17 protein-coding genes and 1 pseudogene are annotated in these 16282 nt (G+C 37.0%); 11 read left to right on the top strand and 7 right to left on the bottom strand.

What is annotated here, in order from left to right; genetic code table 11:
* Positions 1-416: 416 nt before the first annotated feature.
* Positions 417-650: a helix-turn-helix domain-containing protein gene (locus tag JCM21738_RS17725; RefSeq protein ID WP_023626041.1), complete on the bottom strand. Its 234-nt coding sequence runs from the start codon at positions 648-650 to the stop codon at positions 417-419.
* A 486-nt stretch (positions 651-1136) separates the two neighbouring features.
* Here JCM21738_RS17725 and JCM21738_RS17720 point away from each other — a divergent pair, with 486 nt between their 5' ends.
* Both JCM21738_RS17720 and JCM21738_RS22685 read left to right on the top strand, forming a co-directional pair.
* Complete coding sequence (locus JCM21738_RS17720) at positions 1137-2441, top strand: GTPase family protein (RefSeq protein ID WP_023626040.1); 1305 nt, start codon at positions 1137-1139, stop codon at positions 2439-2441.
* A gap of 13 nt (positions 2442-2454) precedes the next feature.
* The gene (locus JCM21738_RS22685) at positions 2455-2808 is read left to right on the top strand and encodes a hypothetical protein (protein WP_023626039.1); all 354 of its coding nucleotides are present in this window, start codon (positions 2455-2457) and stop codon (positions 2806-2808) included.
* 366 nt (positions 2809-3174) lie between these two features.
* Here the strand turns inward: JCM21738_RS22685 and JCM21738_RS26150 are convergent.
* The 3 genes and pseudogenes from JCM21738_RS26150 to JCM21738_RS26145 all read right to left on the bottom strand — a co-directional run bounded on the left by JCM21738_RS26150 (position 3175) and on the right by JCM21738_RS26145 (position 5181).
* Positions 3175-4311 (bottom strand): annotated as a pseudogene (locus JCM21738_RS26150) (IS91 family transposase).
* Positions 4312-4313: 2 nt separating this feature from the next.
* Positions 4314-4895 carry a tyrosine-type recombinase/integrase gene (locus JCM21738_RS23525; RefSeq protein ID WP_243463065.1) on the bottom strand — a complete coding sequence of 194 codons (582 nt, stop codon included), beginning with the start codon at positions 4893-4895 and terminating at the stop codon, positions 4314-4316.
* Positions 4852-5181, bottom strand: a complete 330-nt coding sequence (locus tag JCM21738_RS26145) for a phage integrase N-terminal SAM-like domain-containing protein (protein ID WP_052019778.1) — start codon at positions 5179-5181, stop codon at positions 4852-4854. The genes JCM21738_RS23525 and JCM21738_RS26145 overlap by 44 nt, the downstream gene beginning before the upstream one ends.
* Positions 5182-5637: 456 nt before the next feature.
* Between JCM21738_RS26145 and JCM21738_RS17700 the strand changes: the two genes are divergently transcribed.
* The 6 genes from JCM21738_RS17700 (at position 5638) to JCM21738_RS17680 (ending at position 10040) form a co-directional block, all read left to right on the top strand.
* Positions 5638-6234 (top strand): PH domain-containing protein, encoded by a 597-nt coding sequence (locus JCM21738_RS17700; RefSeq protein WP_023626035.1) that lies wholly within the window; start codon positions 5638-5640, stop codon positions 6232-6234.
* Between the two features lie 17 nt (positions 6235-6251).
* Positions 6252-7376 carry an SPFH domain-containing protein gene (locus JCM21738_RS17695; protein WP_023626034.1) on the top strand — a complete coding sequence of 375 codons (1125 nt, stop codon included), beginning with the start codon at positions 6252-6254 and terminating at the stop codon, positions 7374-7376.
* 285 nt (positions 7377-7661) lie between these two features.
* The gene (locus tag JCM21738_RS17690) at positions 7662-8255 is read left to right on the top strand and encodes a hypothetical protein (RefSeq protein ID WP_023626033.1); all 594 of its coding nucleotides are present in this window, start codon (positions 7662-7664) and stop codon (positions 8253-8255) included.
* A gap of 112 nt (positions 8256-8367) precedes the next feature.
* Complete coding sequence (locus JCM21738_RS17685) at positions 8368-8832, top strand: hypothetical protein (protein WP_031308100.1); 465 nt, start codon at positions 8368-8370, stop codon at positions 8830-8832.
* 375 nt (positions 8833-9207) lie between these two features.
* Entirely contained in the window at positions 9208-9411 is a 204-nt protein-coding gene (locus JCM21738_RS26140; RefSeq protein ID WP_243463064.1) for a hypothetical protein, read from the top strand.
* Entirely contained in the window at positions 9381-10040 is a 660-nt protein-coding gene (locus JCM21738_RS17680) for a hypothetical protein (protein WP_243463063.1), read from the top strand. The genes JCM21738_RS26140 and JCM21738_RS17680 overlap by 31 nt, the downstream gene beginning before the upstream one ends.
* A 140-nt stretch (positions 10041-10180) precedes the next feature.
* Here JCM21738_RS17680 and JCM21738_RS17675 read toward each other — a convergent pair whose 3' ends face one another.
* Positions 10181-10432, bottom strand: coding sequence for a hypothetical protein (locus JCM21738_RS17675; RefSeq protein ID WP_023626030.1), 252 nt, complete (start codon positions 10430-10432; stop codon positions 10181-10183).
* 264 nt (positions 10433-10696) lie between these two features.
* Between JCM21738_RS17675 and JCM21738_RS17670 the strand changes: the two genes are divergently transcribed.
* The gene (locus JCM21738_RS17670; protein ID WP_023626029.1) at positions 10697-12391 is read left to right on the top strand and encodes an RNA-binding domain-containing protein; all 1695 of its coding nucleotides are present in this window, start codon (positions 10697-10699) and stop codon (positions 12389-12391) included.
* A 438-nt stretch (positions 12392-12829) separates the two neighbouring features.
* Here JCM21738_RS17670 and JCM21738_RS17665 read toward each other — a convergent pair whose 3' ends face one another.
* Together JCM21738_RS17665 and JCM21738_RS17660 are read right to left on the bottom strand one after the other, a co-directional pair.
* On the bottom strand, positions 12830-14101 hold the full coding sequence (locus JCM21738_RS17665; protein WP_023626028.1) for a competence protein CoiA family protein: 1272 nt from the start codon (positions 14099-14101) through the stop codon (positions 12830-12832).
* Between the two features lie 2 nt (positions 14102-14103).
* Positions 14104-15045, bottom strand: a complete 942-nt coding sequence (locus JCM21738_RS17660; RefSeq protein WP_023626027.1) for an exonuclease domain-containing protein — start codon at positions 15043-15045, stop codon at positions 14104-14106.
* A gap of 326 nt (positions 15046-15371) precedes the next feature.
* Between JCM21738_RS17660 and JCM21738_RS26135 the strand changes: the two genes are divergently transcribed.
* Positions 15372-15776, top strand: a complete 405-nt coding sequence (locus tag JCM21738_RS26135; RefSeq protein WP_023626026.1) for a hypothetical protein — start codon at positions 15372-15374, stop codon at positions 15774-15776.
* A gap of 216 nt (positions 15777-15992) precedes the next feature.
* Positions 15993-16196 carry a hypothetical protein gene (locus JCM21738_RS26130; protein WP_023626025.1) on the top strand — a complete coding sequence of 68 codons (204 nt, stop codon included), beginning with the start codon at positions 15993-15995 and terminating at the stop codon, positions 16194-16196.
* Positions 16197-16282: the final 86 nt, after the last annotated feature.

Raw genomic sequence — 16282 nt, 5'->3', positions numbered from 1 at the left:
GTTCTTCTGTTTCAGTAAATTGCATATTTTAACAATTTATGAACCGTCGGAACCGTCCCTGTGTGTTCTTAGAGGACATTTAGACGGTTTTCATATCACATACTGGGATTTTAGTATTTTAAGATAGGGATTATTTTGTCTGCTTAGCTTCTTATTTGCGGTTAAATAGTTCTGGGTATGCTTATTTGTAAAGTAGGATCATTGCCTTTTTGGTGCATGCTTTTTGCTTCTGGGGTGTGTGCCTGTGGCGGTGATGTCTCTGTATGGTGGTTGTTCGTCACAAATATTTACGGTGATAGATATTCGTTTGGATATTGGATTATTTCCATTTCTATTTCATCGCCGTATTCATTTTTAAATTGGGTCACATCCCAGGAGAGGTAGTAGTCTGCTTCTGCTTTCATAATATTCACCTTTTATTCCTTTTCATCCTCTATGGTTTCAATCTCTATGATTTTGCGGATGTCTGTGATGTCAAGTGCTTCGCTAATTCGTTTGATGTGATCAAAGTGAATGCTTTTTCTTTTATTGTTGGCCAATTCGCTAAGTGTAGCATGACGAATGTCTGCTAATCGGGATAGCTCTCGTAATGAGATGCCATAATCATTTAGCAGTTTTTTTATATTGATATTCACCTGTTTCTCTGCCATAGCTTACACCCATTCCTATTAACTATAAGGCAAAGCTATCATCTTTAGATGCACGAAGTGGTACGTTGTTTAGTACCGTTTAGTTTGTTTTTGAAAGAAATTTTGCGGTTAGGGAATAGATGCTGTTTTACACTGTGGTAACAAGAGAACACCGAAGAAAGTTAAAAATATAAAATCATAAAAATTCTGTACCACCTTCTGTATTAATGAATTTAAGTGCAAAATTGAAATACAGGAAACGATTATTAATACAGCATCCGCAACTTGACATTTGAGTTGCGGATTTTTTCTGTTTATAGAGCTGATGCAAAGGTTTGGATAAATATAATCCTAGATAGTCTGAATAAATAGTATGCAGGAGAGGTCAATTTATCTCCATAATTTATGATCTTTCCAATTAAAGAAGGTGTTTAAAATAGTTTTATTTACTGGTAATTATTGTGTGGTAAAATTGAGCTATATTATATATATGGAGGATGCATTTAAATGATAGATAAGAAGCTTTTTGAAACAAGATTAAATAGAATAATAAATCTATATGACGACCTAGATAATCTCATAGAAACACTTCCTGTAAAGCTTCCTGAAGGTGCTAAAGAACAGGTAAAGAAAATCATTTTTAGCAATAAAGAAATAAATGACGTTATCGCTGGATTTAAAGAGAGAAGACCACCGAGACTTATTCTAGTAGGTAGAACAGGGGTTGGAAAAAGTAGTTTAATTAATGCAATCTTTGGCAAATACATTGCTAAAACAAGCCCAGTAGAAATCGGAACGAATCGATTGAGTAGATTTAACTACGAAATTGATGGAGACATTCTTTTTGAAGTTATAGATACAAGGGGGATTGCTGAATCTACTAATGATAATGAAACTACAGCAGAGGAAGATTTCAAAAATGCAATCGAGGATTTTGACCCAGATGCTGTTCTTTTTCTGTCGGATGCCACAGAGCGTGCGAGAATGGATGAAGATGTAGATTATATTAAGAAACTATATAAAGAAATCGGTACAGAAATTCCATTGGTTACTGTACTCACTCATGTTGATGACTTAGAGCCATCAAGAATTAAAGAGCCCGAAAAATATACAAGCTCAAAATTAAGAAATATAGAAGATAAAAAAATACAAATGGAAAACTTACTCAAGAACTTGAATGTTGCTTGTTCATCGGTAATACCTGTATCAACTTATATAGAATGGAACAAAGAAGACCCACATTTATTAAGCATTCAAGAACAACAAGAGCTTACTATCGAGTTTGATGGAAGGTATAATATTGGTGAATTAATAGATTTTTTGGAAAATAATATAGATTTTCGAGCTTCTATATATTTAATGATGACCACAAGGATTGATACTGCGATTAGAAAAATATCTAACCTGATTATAAATGGTTTTGCTCTTGCAAGCTCTACTATAGCACTTACTCCAATTCCGTTTAGTGACATAGCAATACTAGTACCAATACAATTAATATTAGTAATATTTATTGCATATTTAAGTGGATCTGATATTGATAAGGATACTGCAAAGGAATTTTTACTTGGTATTGGTGGTGTCGGTGCCATTGGTTATGGATTGAGAACTTTGGCTCAACAAGGAGGTAAGTTCCTTAACTTAGTATTGCCAGGGGCGGGAAGTGCAGTGAGCAGCACACTGGCTTTCTCTGGGACTTATGCCATTGGGAAAACAGCTCAAGCATATTATGTCGATAAAAAAGGTAAAGATGAACTAGATACAATAATGAAAAAAGCAAGTGAAGAAGGTAAAGAAAAAGCACCTGAATAAGGAGGGGTATTTTATGTGGTTGAATGTTGATATACCCACAAAAAAAGTGACGATCCATGAAGATGATTGTCCATATATACCTAAAGGTGATTCCAAATATAAAAAGTTGAATGGCTTACTCCGTGATGGAGGATGGCTAAATTATAAGAATAGAGAAGAAGCATTACTCGAATATGAACATAACTACAGAGAGTATGAGCGGGGTTATTGTTTCACTTGTGATAATAGAAAGGCACCGACAAAGAATCTAATAGACTCGACACACCATTTAAGTGAAGATGTGCTTTTGGACTTACGTGAGGAAAGCGGAAATGTATCATGGCAATATACAGCATCGAAACATGGTTTTGAGGAAGAGGAAGATTGAATTAATTGTGAGGAGCTAGGTTTAACGCTCCTCTTTTTTAGACTATCCAAGGACAAGGGGACGGTTCTTAAAGCGGACAATCGGAAGTTTTGCGCGATAAAAGGCACGATGAGCGGTGTTAACTGCTCATCGTGCCTTTTGATTTTATATTCTTCCTCCAAACGCAAAATTTTTGATTGCCGGAGAAGAATGAAGTCGCGGTTTTGGCCTATGGGGTTTCAATCTTTGGATTTCCCTCAAAAGTAGGTTTTAGAGAGAGGATCATGGGATGAAATCATTGAGTGTACGGTTTTTTGAAGTGAAATGAATATAGTTTCCCCCTCCCCACTGAAGAGGCTGTTTAAAAAGGTATTCATTTAGTCCCATCTAAGGTATGCCTCCTGGAACCGCTAACTGTAAAGGAGCTATTCGGCAGCCGGGACATTGACTGACATCTTTTTTTAAGATAATCGATACAATCTCTAAAACACTCAATCCGTCAAACTGTGGTTTATATTTTGGACTTCTTGTCAGTTTTCGGCATAGTGTAAGTCTGGTTTTTTATTCCGGTTCGCAAGTATGCCATAATGTCTGATTTTCACGAATCCCTTCGGGAGGACATGCATCAGGAACCTGCGAATGAATTCGACCTTAGTAAGGTGACTGTTTTTTTCTTATTGTCGTTTTGATAATCTCTTACCCCAAAAGTGATGGTATCTTCATCGATAGAAATAATCCGGTTATTCGAAATGGCAATCCTATGTGTGTAACGCCCAAGGTATTCCATCACGGCCAGAGGTCCATCGAACGTTCTCTTGGTATAGCTGTACCAATCGATGGAGTAACATTTGTCCAAGAGATCTTGGAACACTTCTTTATTTTTATTAATCTTCGCGTCGTTGTAAAACTCTAGGAGCCCTTGTCTGTAATACTGTTTTAAATAATATAGGTATTTCCCTCGGAACTTTCTGGACAGTACTTTGACCGAGATGAAGAATTTTTTGGACGCAGCCCGCCATTCATTCTGTTCCGTCAGACCTCCGGCCAACACGACCGTGTGGATATGTGGATGGTAGTGCAAGTTCTGTCCCCATGTATGGAGCACAGAGAAAAAGCCGATTTGTGCTCCAAGATATTTCGTGTCCTTCGAAAGCTCCATCAACGTTTCAGCGACAGCTTTATACATTAAGTCATAAAGAAGCCGTTGATTGTGATAGATAATCTGGTGAAGCTGTTCAGGCATGGTAAAAACGACGTGATAGTATGGTGCGTTCAAGATGTCCTTTTTTCGGTTATCGACCCAAATATCCTTATTGACTCCCTGACATTGAGTACAATGCCGATTACGACAGGAATTATAGCTGACTTGATTATGGCCACAACTGCCACACTCATAAGTGCGTCCACCCAAGGCTGAAGTCCTGCAGTTTAAGATATCCCTAGCGGTTTTTGATTGATCCAAAGAGGTTTATACGTTTGCTTATACTTGGAAAATGAATCTCGAAATAGATCCTGGATATTCATGCTTACTCGACTCTGTCAGAGTCCAATGGACTTTTGACTCCCATGAAGGATTTAGAAGTCATGTGCAAGTAGGCACTAGAAGTTTGAAAGTTTTTATGGCCAAGCATTTGTTGGATCAAAACCGGTTGGATACCGTCCTCCAAAGAATGTGTCGCAAAACAGTGTCTTAGAGTATGAGTTGAAACACGGGAGTCCATCTTCATTTTGGTTTTGAGCTTGATCATGGTGTTTTTTATGGTTTTTACATGAATGTGTTGGTTCTCATCCATTCCAGGAAATAGCCAGTCACAGGGAGAGTAACTCTTATTGACGAATTCTGTCCTGAAATAATCCCGAAGGGCCAAAAGTGACTCATCTGATAAGATGGTGTATCGATTGGTATTATGCTTGGCATTGTCCACTCTGACCCTCATCGTTTTACTGCAGATGTCACCAATCTTCAGGCTGGCGACCTCACTGACCCTTAATCCACTGCCATACAATAATGAAAAGATCGCTTTATGTTTCTTGTTTTGAATAGCGTTTATTAGGTTGAGAATCTCATCCCTGGAAGGGATGACGGGAAATGATTGTGGACGCCTCATCCTTGGAACCTTCATTGGATTCCATTCCTTCTCCAGGACATAGGTGTAGAAGAACCGGACAGAAGAGATATAAGCATTGATGGTTCCAGCTGATAGTCCCCGAACGTTTTTTTAAATGAAGGATATAATTCTGAATATCCTCAAAGGTTGTCAGATCGATTGGGCGATTCTGATCATTCATGAAAGAGATGAACGATCGGATCCTTCTTCCATAGGACTCTCTTGAAGACTCGGGAGTGTTTTTGAGTTCAAAATATAAGTTTACTTTTTGATCATACTGATTCATGGTGTTGCCTCCTGATTTTAATTTTAAATTAAAGATCAGAAGGCAGGAGGAGGCCTGGAAAGGGAATTAGTGTAATATATTTTTCTATGGTTCTGTGTTATAATCATGGACGAAAAGTTCTTTTCTATTGTATTTGTTTGGTTTGGCGATTAAACAATACCATAAGAAAGGAAACTTTTCTTTTTTTATGCACTTTTTTAACTGATTAAACTAGACTTGGAAGCCATCGCGGAGCGATTTCGTTCTTCACATGTCTAACGAAAATTGGAATTATGTAAGTTAGACACGGTATAAAAATTCTCTCTGTCTAATGGAATATGTATTTGTCATTAAATTTGTTCTTTATGCATATTGAAAAAAAAGCATAGATAATTGACAGAATAAGAGCCTTTCCGAATGAGCTGCAGAAAGCCTTGAAATTAATAACAATAACAGGGTTAAGGAGGAGAAATTAACTTGGTAAAGTACAATTTAGAGCCGAATGAATCGATCCTTATGCAGCGCACAGGCGTCCTGCGTGAAACTGGTACGCTAGTGAAATTATACACTGATGAACTTATATTAACGAACAAGAACATCATTTGGGTAAGTAAAGGTATGTTTGGTAATACAAAGGGTTTGCAAAAATACCCGCTTAATCAAATAAAGGTTATAAATGGAGAAGCTCAGGCGTTTGTTGGAAAAGGCTCAGCCGGCATGCCTAATCTCCAGGTATACTTCATCAATGGTCAGGAGGCATTCCAATTTCAGAACTCTAGCAAAAGGGGAATTGCAAAATGGGTTAATGAAATCAGTAAAGTGTTAACTGGCCATGATTCTTCAAGGGGCTCTGTAACAACTCAGTCTGCTATTCCTGGAAAGGAGTATTTAGCAGAAACGCTTAAAGATACTGTTGTTGTGTTTAAAAATGCCCTTGGAATAACATCAAAGAAAGTAGCTGATGCTGCGCCTGAAAAGGTCACAAAAAAATGTATTGGCTGTATGGCTCCACTTACCCAAACTAAAGGACAAAATGTTCTCTGCAGATATTGCGATACTGTACAGATATTATAATGAGAGAGGTGACGACTTTGGGAATATTAAAAGCATTGACCGATTCAGTTGGTGGCACTTTTGCTGCTCAGTGGAAAAAACTAATTACAGCGGGACATTTTGATGAATATACAGTTGTTGCTCCTGGAATTCTTAAAGACACCAATAATGGCCGTGGACTTAATACTCATGGCTTTACGGATATAATATCAAACGGCTCAAAAATATTTGTACCTGAGAATACTGCGGCTTTTATCTTTAGTCAGGGTGGAATTGAAAATATCATCACTACTTCTGGTGGATATGAATATCAGGATGGAGAAGAAAGTGTTTTTAACGGAAATGGTATAGGTGCGTCTATCTTTAAGATGGCAAAAGATAGAATAGGCTATGGCGGTATCTCATCATCTGAAAAGAAGATAGCTTTTGTAAACCTGCGAGAGATTCGTGACATAAAATTTGGTACACGCGGCCCACAGGTTTATAACGACTTATATTATGGTTGTGACCTTGAGATTTACGCTTATGGTAGTTTCTCTATAAAGGTCGTTGATCCTGAGGCATTTATTAAGAATTTTGTGCCCGCTAACACGAACAGCTATTCATTTGATAACCCGAATGTTAGAGCCCAAGTCCTATCTGAATTTGTACAATCATTTATTGTCGCACTTAATTCACTTTCAACAACTTATAGGATTTCTCAGTTACCATCACAGGCAATGGAAATATCCAAGAGAATTTCCGAAGATCCGTATAATGCAGGATCTTGGAAAGACCGTTTCGGATTTGAAATTACTAAAGTTTCAGTTGAGAACATCGAATTCTCAATGGAGTCTAGAGTGCTTGTTAACCAGTTCTCTTCTAATAAGATGAATATTAGAGCTTATGAGGATGTATCAGAAAGAGCCTCCAATATTGCTGCCCAGCAGAAAATTGCTCAGGGGATTCACGACAACGGACTTGGAAACGGCGGCGACATACTCTTTGGAATGAATATGGCTCAGAATATTGGACTTCAAGGCCAGCCTGCTTCAACGCCAAGTTCTTCTATGTCTTTCGACGAAAAGATTGAAACATTGAAAAAGCTAAAAGAACTAGTTGATATCGGTGTTTTAACGCAGGAAGAGTTTGATTCCAAAAAGAAAGAAATCATGGGACTGTAATCAAGCGGCAAAAATTAGATTAATAATTGGGATAACGTACAAAGCCGGTCATATTAGTTGGTCTGCTTTTGCACAGGGCATTCGGGACAATAGTTTAGTGAATGGAGCAGGTATGTTTTTTGGAAGGAATATGGCTAAATGTTTGAACCTACAGAATGCCTCAAAAAGTTAATCAAAACCCGTAAGCAAATCAAGGCCGTCAAGAAGCTTAATGACTAGCTCATTGAAGGAATCTTGTCGCAAGATAAATTTGACGGTAAGAAAAAGACAATGGGGTTGTAGATAATGTTAACCAATGCTTTAAGTAAAGTTCCGGTCAAATATCACAATAGACTTAGAAAGGGACTTTTGTTTGCTGCATTTTTTGCTATTTATTTTGGATTTTTGCTCTTCATGGTTTTTACCGTAGAAAGTGAGACAATTACAAAAGAAACAGGGCACCTTTTCTGGAAAAAAACAACGGAAACTACGATTCATTATGATTTGAGTGAGAGGATACCATATCTTATTGCAACTATAGCATTATTATTAGTGGCAATTGTTTGTCTTGTTATTGTATTTAGAATGACTCAATTATCTAGGAAATATAAAAACTATTCAGCAGTTATCAGAGGCAATGACAAGCTATTAATTCAACAAATTGCGGATATTAATAATTCAAATCCACGTCAAGTTATGAATGACCTTCAAAATATGATCGATTCAAATTACATAAATGGGTACTATATTGACTATAAGCAGGGCCTGTTGGTGGCTAACAATTATAATCCTGAAAAGTTTGTTAAGAAGATAGTTAAGTGTCAATCATGTGGAGCAAGTAATGAAGTAGTGATTGGACAATCAAATTATTGTAAGTACTGTGACAGCTTGATTCTATGATGGTCTTTGAAGTATTTAGTTTACTAGGGTTTTATACTGGTGAAACTGATTTAATATATGCAGCATTTCAGGACCTGACAAATGGGAATATGGAATAATAGGGGTGGAAAATGTGAATTGGGTTGACTACACTACTCTAGGTGTTTCCGTAGTGACGTTGTTGTTACTAGCTTATAATTCTATTAGTTTGAATAGAGCAAAAAAGAAAGAACGGAGAATTTCAGTAGTGTTGGAAAAGAAGAGGAAAATGCATAACGAGTTATTTCACCATATTACAAGTGTGCTAGATTTAGGTAGGAGAAGCATTGAAACTATAGATATGGAAAAAAGGCAAGAGATGAAATGGCAATTATTAAATCATAAAATATTTATATGGGTTAATTTGAATAGAGAAAATGAATTTGCAGAACAATTAAGATCAAACTGCAACGAATATGTGTTTTGGTGTGCTAGTATTTTGGAAAATGACCAAGTTGATTCATACAATTTGGCAGCTGTTAAAAGTGTTAAGCATATTTGGGTGTTAATAGATAAATATATTGAAAAGGAAAATGAGTTGATGGAAAAACTTGTATAAATCATTCGGGTTTCGCATTTGTTTAGATTCCGATTATTTATATATGACTATTGGAGGGACTAGATTTTTCCCCAAGAGAAATAGAGACGCTTCCGCCGTCTCATTCGGAAGCTGAAATCAAATGCAAATTTGTTAAACGGACATGAGGTTGACCTAGCTGTTAAAATTATTGAATACGTGCATGATTCATACATAGAATTCCAAAGAGAACGATAAGCAGTCACACTGCTTATCGTATTTTTTTGCCCAATCTAGTCAACTCTCTCTATAGATTCCTATCTAACTGTTCACAAAACCGCCACAACATTGAGCTTCCCACCCTGTCCTTTCCACCCTTCCATCCATATATAAAGGGTGAAAGGGTGGTGCATTAGCATGACAATTAAATCGGCGGTTATTGAGAGTTTTGCGGAGTATTCACAGTTTGGTTCGTTGAGGGAGTTTAATAGTCATTTTGAGATGTGGATGGCGGATAAGAAGCGTTTTTTCAGTAAGGGTGAGTTGATTGGGTTGAAGCGGCTGGCTCGTTTTGCTGCGAAGGTTCCTGGGTGGCTAATGCCAAGATTGGGACGGTGCTGAAGGCGATTTATGAGGAGTATGGCGAGATGGGGATTTCCCGTTCTACTTTTAAGAGGATGATCCTGAAGGCTAGTGAAATTGGTATTTTCACTGTATATGAAACTGCGCGCAAGAACGGCTCACAGTCTAGCAACCTGTATGTGTTCAATCGTTTCCCGATGAATGAACTACCGGATGGCGATCAATTGAGCCACCAATATAAAACTATCATTCCTTCTGAAACTAACATTAAAAAGAATAATAAACGTGAAGAAAAGGCTGCTGAAGAACAAATATCAAAAATTACAGAGATAAAACCCGTTGCTGAACAAGCACCGGAAGATCATCTTTTTATTAGTGACCGGGTTCCAAGTGATTTCGTCAATCTTGTAAAATACTTTTTCCCAGCTGCAAAATCAATCGAGGAATTCTGGCGGATGAGCAAGGTTGCTGCCTACCGTAACAACTATGAAAAAGACACGGATCTCCTGTTATCCGTTTCCCTTGATTCCTTCGGACAGCTCATCCGGAAGCTGAAGTCGAAGGTGGAAGTGAAGAATCCGATTGCTTATTTTACCGGGATTTTGAATAAGAAGTTCCAGGAGCTTTATTTTGAGGAGCTTTATGATATGCAGGTTTGTTGGAAATAAGCCAAATGTTTCTCTTGTTAAATTCAGAAGGCAGGAGACTAGTATAGGTTTTTGCATGGCATAGAGGAAGGCAGCTGAGACCCAAAAAATTAGAATTCTGAGTACACCTTCCTCTCATTGTCTCAGGTCGTAGTAGTTTTTTATAAAATATGTTTTTCTTTTAATTGGTAGCTTAGAGCCTCTTTTGTTAATTTTGTTTGGTTTGTTTCCAAAAGTATTCTTTGAGGTACCTCCATATCGTCTAAAATTATAAGCAATTTGTGTAAATCGAGTATGCAATCCTCAACATGATAGCAGTTATCAAATTGAATACTGTGAAGAATAGAGATAACTTCTTTCTTTAATTCTACTACCTCAATTTTACTAATAAGGTCATTCTCCAATTTCCTCAATGGTTCCAGCTCCTTAAATTTATTTCTAGTATTTTGTTCAGAAATGAATTAATCCATACTTTAGAATGTTATAAAAGCAGAGAATCTAACTTGTTGCACTTCCTTCATCATAATACTTTCCTGCTTGATTTATTTGAATTAAACTTGGATTGAACAATAGTATTAGTGGTAATTATTTGAGATTAAGTATGCTAAGGTGTGTGTTATGTGTAAAATAGAATAAATAGTATGAAAACTTTTAACGGGAGAGGAGGGTGTTCTTTAATGAAGAGTAAGAGTGAAATAATGGATATAATTAGCAAGTTAGACCATCATGTTGCTGATGATTTTGAAGAACAAGACTTGGATTTCAAGCAATGGAACCATAGAAGCAGAGAAGACAATGTTAAAACAATGATTAGTTATGCCGTTTGTATGGCAAATGGTGGCGGGGGTAGTGTTGTTTTTGGTGTAGCTGATAAAGTGCAAGGGATAAATCAGGCAATAAAAGGAGTACCATTTGATATAGGAATACCAGAACTGCAAAAAAGAATCTATGAAAAGACGGATCCTCATTTAACTCCTTCATTTGATGATATCTTTTTGAATAATGGTTCAGTACGAATCTTAATAATGAATGTATTCCCTGGTATGCCTCCTTATACAACAACGGACGGAGCAGCAACAATAAGACAAGGTAAAGATTGTCTTCCTTTTACAGGAACATTAAGAAGACAAATGATTGATACCTCAGGTCAGGTAGATTTTACATCTGAAGTGATTTACGAGGACTGGAGAACTTTGTTTTCTCATTCGGCAATGGAGCGAATACGTGAATTTATGTCACGTGAGAGAGCAGATCACAATTTGTTAGCTCTTTCTGATGAAGACCTTTTAAAATCTATTGGTGGAATCAAGAATGGATATTTCACAAATGCTACTCTATTGTTAGTGGGTAAACCAGATGCTATTGAAAGGCTAATTCCACAACATAAATGGTCATTTAGAAAAATGCTGAGTGACACAGATTACTCTAATAGAGATGATGGAACTCACGCTATTCCTGTTGCTCTTTATGAATTAGAGAGATATATATCGGTCGATAACCCAATGGTTACACTAGAGTCAGGTCTGGTTCATCCTGAGTTTAGTACGTATCCTACTATTGCCCTACGGGAAGCACTGTTAAATGCATTTGGCCATCGAGACTACAGGATGAGCGGAACAATTATGTTAAAGCAATTTAGAGATAAGCTAGTTTTGACGAATCCTGGCCAATTCATTGGTGGAATAACCCCTCATAACATATTACATCATCCTCCAGTAGCTAGAAACAATCACCTTATGGATTTACTTGATAGACTAAAACTGGTTAACAGGTCTAATTTAGGAGTATCTAGAATATTTCGCTCACTGCTGGTAGAAGGCAAAGAGCCCCCAATATATAGAGAAGTTGGCAGTAATATTGAATTGACCTTTATTTCCTCGCCCTTAAATAAAGGATTTAAAAACTTAGTAAAGCAAATGGTTGATGAAGGAAATCCGATTGATGTAGATCATTTACTCATTTTGCAGTACTTAATGCGGCATGAGCAGGTAGATTCCGTGATAGCAGCAGAAGTTTCTCAACGAAGTATACAACAGGCAAGAGAATTATTAAGTAAAATGTTTAATGATTTTATCTTGTTAGAGTCCGTCGGACGAGGTAAAGGAAGGTATTACACTTTATCAAGGAAGGCATATGAATTACTAAAAGAAAATATGAAGTATGAACGTCAACAAAGTTTAGATAAAGAGGCAGTTAAAATCAGGGTATTGTCAATTCTAAAAGAACGGACTCTGACAAATAAAGAAATAAGGCAGTTAACCGGTATGAATAGCAAACAAGTACAACGGTTGATAAAGGAACTAGAACCAGATGGTGTAGAGGTGAAAGGTAGAGGTGCAGGAACAAAGTATCTATATAATCCATCAAAATAAGGACAAAAATAGAGACAAAGTTCCGGAAATATTGATGTTTATATGCCTGTTTTACATTTAATTTAAATTAAAAATGCGGACATAATACGGACAAATAAGGACATAATACGGACAAATAAGGACATAATACGGACAAATAAAGACATAATGATAAGCAACTGACACTCCTTATCGTTTTTCTCCAAACCAAACAAACATTATCCCAATCCTTATGTGGTTGCTAAAATTGCTGCTATACTACAAGAGATAAATCAACATATATAAAGAATAGAGCATTTGATAACTGTTGGCTTTTTATTGTTAAGGTTATTGAATCGTGCAGGTTGGGATATACAGCATAGTTATGAGGAGATTGAGTTTTTTAGGGAGATGCCGCGGGTCGCGGAGGATAAGCAAAAATACAAAAGTTAGGAAGGCTCTAAGATAGGAGCCTTCCTTTTAGCTTTGACGCAAATAGTTTCTAAGTACAATTCTTAATTCGTCAAATGTTTTACAGTCATGTTCCACCACTAAGTTCCATACTAATGATGAGTTGTTTAAACCTATCCTTGGCATGAAATGATTCCAAAGCTCCATTTGTTCTCGTTGTTTTAAATGAATTCTTTCACGCAATAGGGTTTTAAGATCAGCATATGATAAATTTTCTCCGATCTTACTTGGAGATGTGTGCTGCTTTTGGTCTAACAATAACTGCTGTAGTAATTGTCTTTTCAGTTCTTTCTCTTGTTGTTTCTCTTCTTCCTGTCGCCTTTGTTCAGCTAAAAATGATTCCTTTGCTTGTTGATATTTATTAAGGAAGTTTTTACGATTTTCATCTTCTGAAATGGAATTGCTTAATAGGAATTCTTCTTTAATAGTAAGAGCTTCCGAAAAAGGAATCTCATATCCGCTATTTAGAAGAAATGCTCGATATGGCTTTTCGATCCTGTCTTTTAAGAATCGCTGAACTTTAACAACGATCTTGTCATCATTGGAATAAATATAATACAAACTCCTTACATCAATTTCTACACTATCATTGTAAAAAGGATAATTGAAATAGGTGAAAAATTCACGATCCTTAATGACTTGCATAAGTAACTTATCCCACAGGTGATCTTCTTCAGTTTTTGAAGAGATTGCTAATTCTGCATCCCAAAGAACAATGGCGTTCTTCTCCATTTCAACTGATTGCTCTTTCTTCTCAATGAACCAGATTGGTTCCATCCCTTGTTCCTTAAAATATTGGTGTCTTTTTATGATTTGATTAGAAAGTTTACTATCAGAAGAAGAGGAGACATTTGTAATAACAGAGAAAGCAAATTCTTTAGCTCCAATTTTAACCCAAATATCCGGAAACTCTTTTAGGTCAAACTTTGCTTTGTATCCATATTCGACACTTATGTTTGATCTTATTTTGGCCTGCGTAGATAGTTCATCATGTAGTATGTTGACTATTACAGTATGGTTTTTGGTTTCTCTCTCAATTTGTCTTTTATATTTTCTCTCCGCTTGATCGACTTTTTTAGATGGCTCACATGCTTCAGAATGAAGGTGTGAAAAATAAAGGCCTCGCTCATCTCCAGCCTTCACAATTAATTTAGACTGACAATAGGGACACGCAAAAAGATTTTTCTGGGCTAGTTTCTTTAAGTTGTTAACCCTATCTTCATCTGTTGACTGTGGGAGTGTGATGACTTCTTTGTCTATAACATGGAGTGCTTCTCTCATGATTACACCTCCGTTTGTACATTAAGTAAATTTGCAAACTCGTTTTCATTAAGTACTTTTATCTCCATTCCTTGCTCTATAAGGCTATAAGCTTTTACTTTTTTTGAACTTAATCCTTTTTCACCAACCAAAGATTTGTCTTGCTGCCCAACAATGACGTAATCAGTTTTACTTGAAACCCCGGATTTAATTATCCCGCCTAGGTTCACAACCCTTTGCATGGCGGATTTTCTGTCAATAGCCTGGAGTTCACCAGTAAAGACAAAGTTTTTATTGTAAAAAGGATGTTCCTCGTTGAAGTGGTCTACGGTAGATGTTATCTCGGATGGCTTAACTCTATTGAAGGTTTTTCTTTTGAAGAGATGTGTTTGCGGTTTGAGTTCAGAGAATTTTCTCACTGGAATGCTTTTGTGCTTTGTTAAATATGATTTTAAAGATGTGTAATTCTTGCTCTTGACACTTTTGATGACAAGTTCAGCACAAGCACGAGCATCCATCAATGCATTATGGTGCTCAGCAAGTTGTATGCCAAAATGGTCTGCTCTGTCTTTTAATGAATTTCCAATTTTTAAACCACGAGATGCTTTAGTACTTACAGGGATGCTGCAAACATAGTTGAAATTGGGAACTTCTAATGAATATTCTTTTAGGCAAGCGTATAGGACGCTCATATCAAATTGTGCATTATGTGCGACGATAAAAGTATTTTTGAAATAATGGTTGACTTCCTCCCAAATGGTATTGAACTTTGGTGCTGAAAGGACATGTTGGGGCTCAATACCATGCACAGCACTCATCTCAGGATCAAAGTCCATTGTAGGTGGATGTATTAGATAATACTTTTCATCAATTATCTTGTTGTCTTGAACAAAGATGAGACCCATCGAACAGGCACTTTTCAAACTATTATTCGCAATCTCAAAATCTATCGAAATAAAATCCATACTATCAACTCCATCCTGATACTAAATTGAAATATATTCCATTAATTATACCCCCTCTGGAATGAAGTTACAATCAAATAGGTAAACCTATGCAAGCTTTTAGGTAGAGTTTAATGAACATTAGGACACTATAGCGTAATTAAAAATTTCAACATCCTTTTAATTGTAAAAGGATAAAAAATATACAGTAATGCGTAATTGGCGGAAACTGCGCATCTTTAAGTTTCTTTTAAACTGTTCACAAAACCGCCACAAACCACCGCTTCCCACCCTGTCCTTTCCACCCTCCCATCCATATATAAAGGGTGAAAGGGTGGTGCATTAGCATGACAATTAAATCGGCGGGTGTTGAGAGTTTTGCGGAGTATTCACAGTTTGGTTCGTTGAGGGAGTTTAACAATCATTTTGAGATGTGGATGGCGGATAAGAAGCGTTTTTTCAGTAAGGGTGAGTTGATTGGGTTGAAGAGGCTGGCTCGTTTTGCTGCGAAGGTTCCTGGGGTGGCTAATGCTAAGATTGGGACGGTGCTGAAGGCCATTTATGAGGAGTATGGAGAAATGGGGATTTCCCGTTCTACTTTTAAAAGGATGATCCTGAAGGCTAGTGAAATTGGCATTTTCACTGTATATGAAACTGCGCGCAAGAATGGCTCACAGTCTAGCAACCTGTATGTATTCAATCGTTTCCCGATGAATGAACTACCGGATGGCGATCAATTGAGCCACCAATAAAAAACTATCATTCTTTCTGAAACAAACATTAAAAAGAATAATAAACGTGAAGAAAAGACTGCTGAAGAAGGATCATTCAAAATTGAGGGGTTAAAACAAGTTGCTGAAAAAGCACCAGAGGATCATCTTTTTGTCAGTGACCGGGTTCCAAGTGATTTCGTCAATCTTGTACAATACTTTTACCCAACTGCAAAATCAATCGAGGAATTCTGGCGGATGAGCAGGCTTGCTGCATACCGTCACAACTATGAAAAAGACGCGGATCTCCTGTTGTCGGTGTCCCTTGACTCGTTCAAGCAGCTCGTTCGGAAGCTGAAGTCGAAGGTGGAAGTGAAGAATCCGATTGCTTATTTTACCGGGATTTTGAATAAGAAGTTCCAGGAGCGATATTTTGAGGAACTTTATGATATGCGGTCTTGATTAAATCGTAAATCCATTCACACGGGTGTAATTTGTTTAAAAATACAGTGAGATTAGGCGGGTGATTGACGGTTCTCGTGTCCCGT

Source organism: Mesobacillus boroniphilus JCM 21738, from assembly GCF_000517385.1.
Classification (GTDB): domain Bacteria; phylum Bacillota; class Bacilli; order Bacillales; family Cytobacillaceae; genus Mesobacillus; species Mesobacillus boroniphilus.
The sequence above is the reverse complement of the archived record's forward strand: the minus strand, read 5'-3'. Positions and strand labels throughout refer to the sequence as shown.

What these genes read in the sequence shown, in the direction of transcription:
- JCM21738_RS23525 (WP_243463065.1), bottom strand. Translation starts at nt 4,895, where the DNA reads ATGAGGCGTCCACAATCATTTCCCGTCATCCCTTCCAGGGATGAGATT.
- JCM21738_RS26135 (WP_023626026.1), top strand. Translation starts at nt 15,372, where the DNA reads ATGACAATTAAATCGGCGGGTGTTGAGAGTTTTGCGGAGTATTCACAG.
- JCM21738_RS26145 (WP_052019778.1), bottom strand. Translation starts at nt 5,181, where the DNA reads ATGAATCAGTATGATCAAAAAGTAAACTTATATTTTGAACTCAAAAAC.
- JCM21738_RS26130 (WP_023626025.1), top strand. Translation starts at nt 15,993, where the DNA reads ATGAGCAGGCTTGCTGCATACCGTCACAACTATGAAAAAGACGCGGAT.
- JCM21738_RS17725 (WP_023626041.1), bottom strand. Translation starts at nt 650, where the DNA reads ATGGCAGAGAAACAGGTGAATATCAATATAAAAAAACTGCTAAATGAT.
- JCM21738_RS17660 (WP_023626027.1), bottom strand. Translation starts at nt 15,045, where the DNA reads ATGGATTTTATTTCGATAGATTTTGAGATTGCGAATAATAGTTTGAAA.
- JCM21738_RS17665 (WP_023626028.1), bottom strand. Translation starts at nt 14,101, where the DNA reads ATGAGAGAAGCACTCCATGTTATAGACAAAGAAGTCATCACACTCCCA.
- JCM21738_RS17690 (WP_023626033.1), top strand. Translation starts at nt 7,662, where the DNA reads ATGTTAACCAATGCTTTAAGTAAAGTTCCGGTCAAATATCACAATAGA.
- JCM21738_RS17720 (WP_023626040.1), top strand. Translation starts at nt 1,137, where the DNA reads ATGATAGATAAGAAGCTTTTTGAAACAAGATTAAATAGAATAATAAAT.
- JCM21738_RS22685 (WP_023626039.1), top strand. Translation starts at nt 2,455, where the DNA reads ATGTGGTTGAATGTTGATATACCCACAAAAAAAGTGACGATCCATGAA.
- JCM21738_RS17670 (WP_023626029.1), top strand. Translation starts at nt 10,697, where the DNA reads ATGAAGAGTAAGAGTGAAATAATGGATATAATTAGCAAGTTAGACCAT.
- JCM21738_RS26140 (WP_243463064.1), top strand. Translation starts at nt 9,208, where the DNA reads ATGACAATTAAATCGGCGGTTATTGAGAGTTTTGCGGAGTATTCACAG.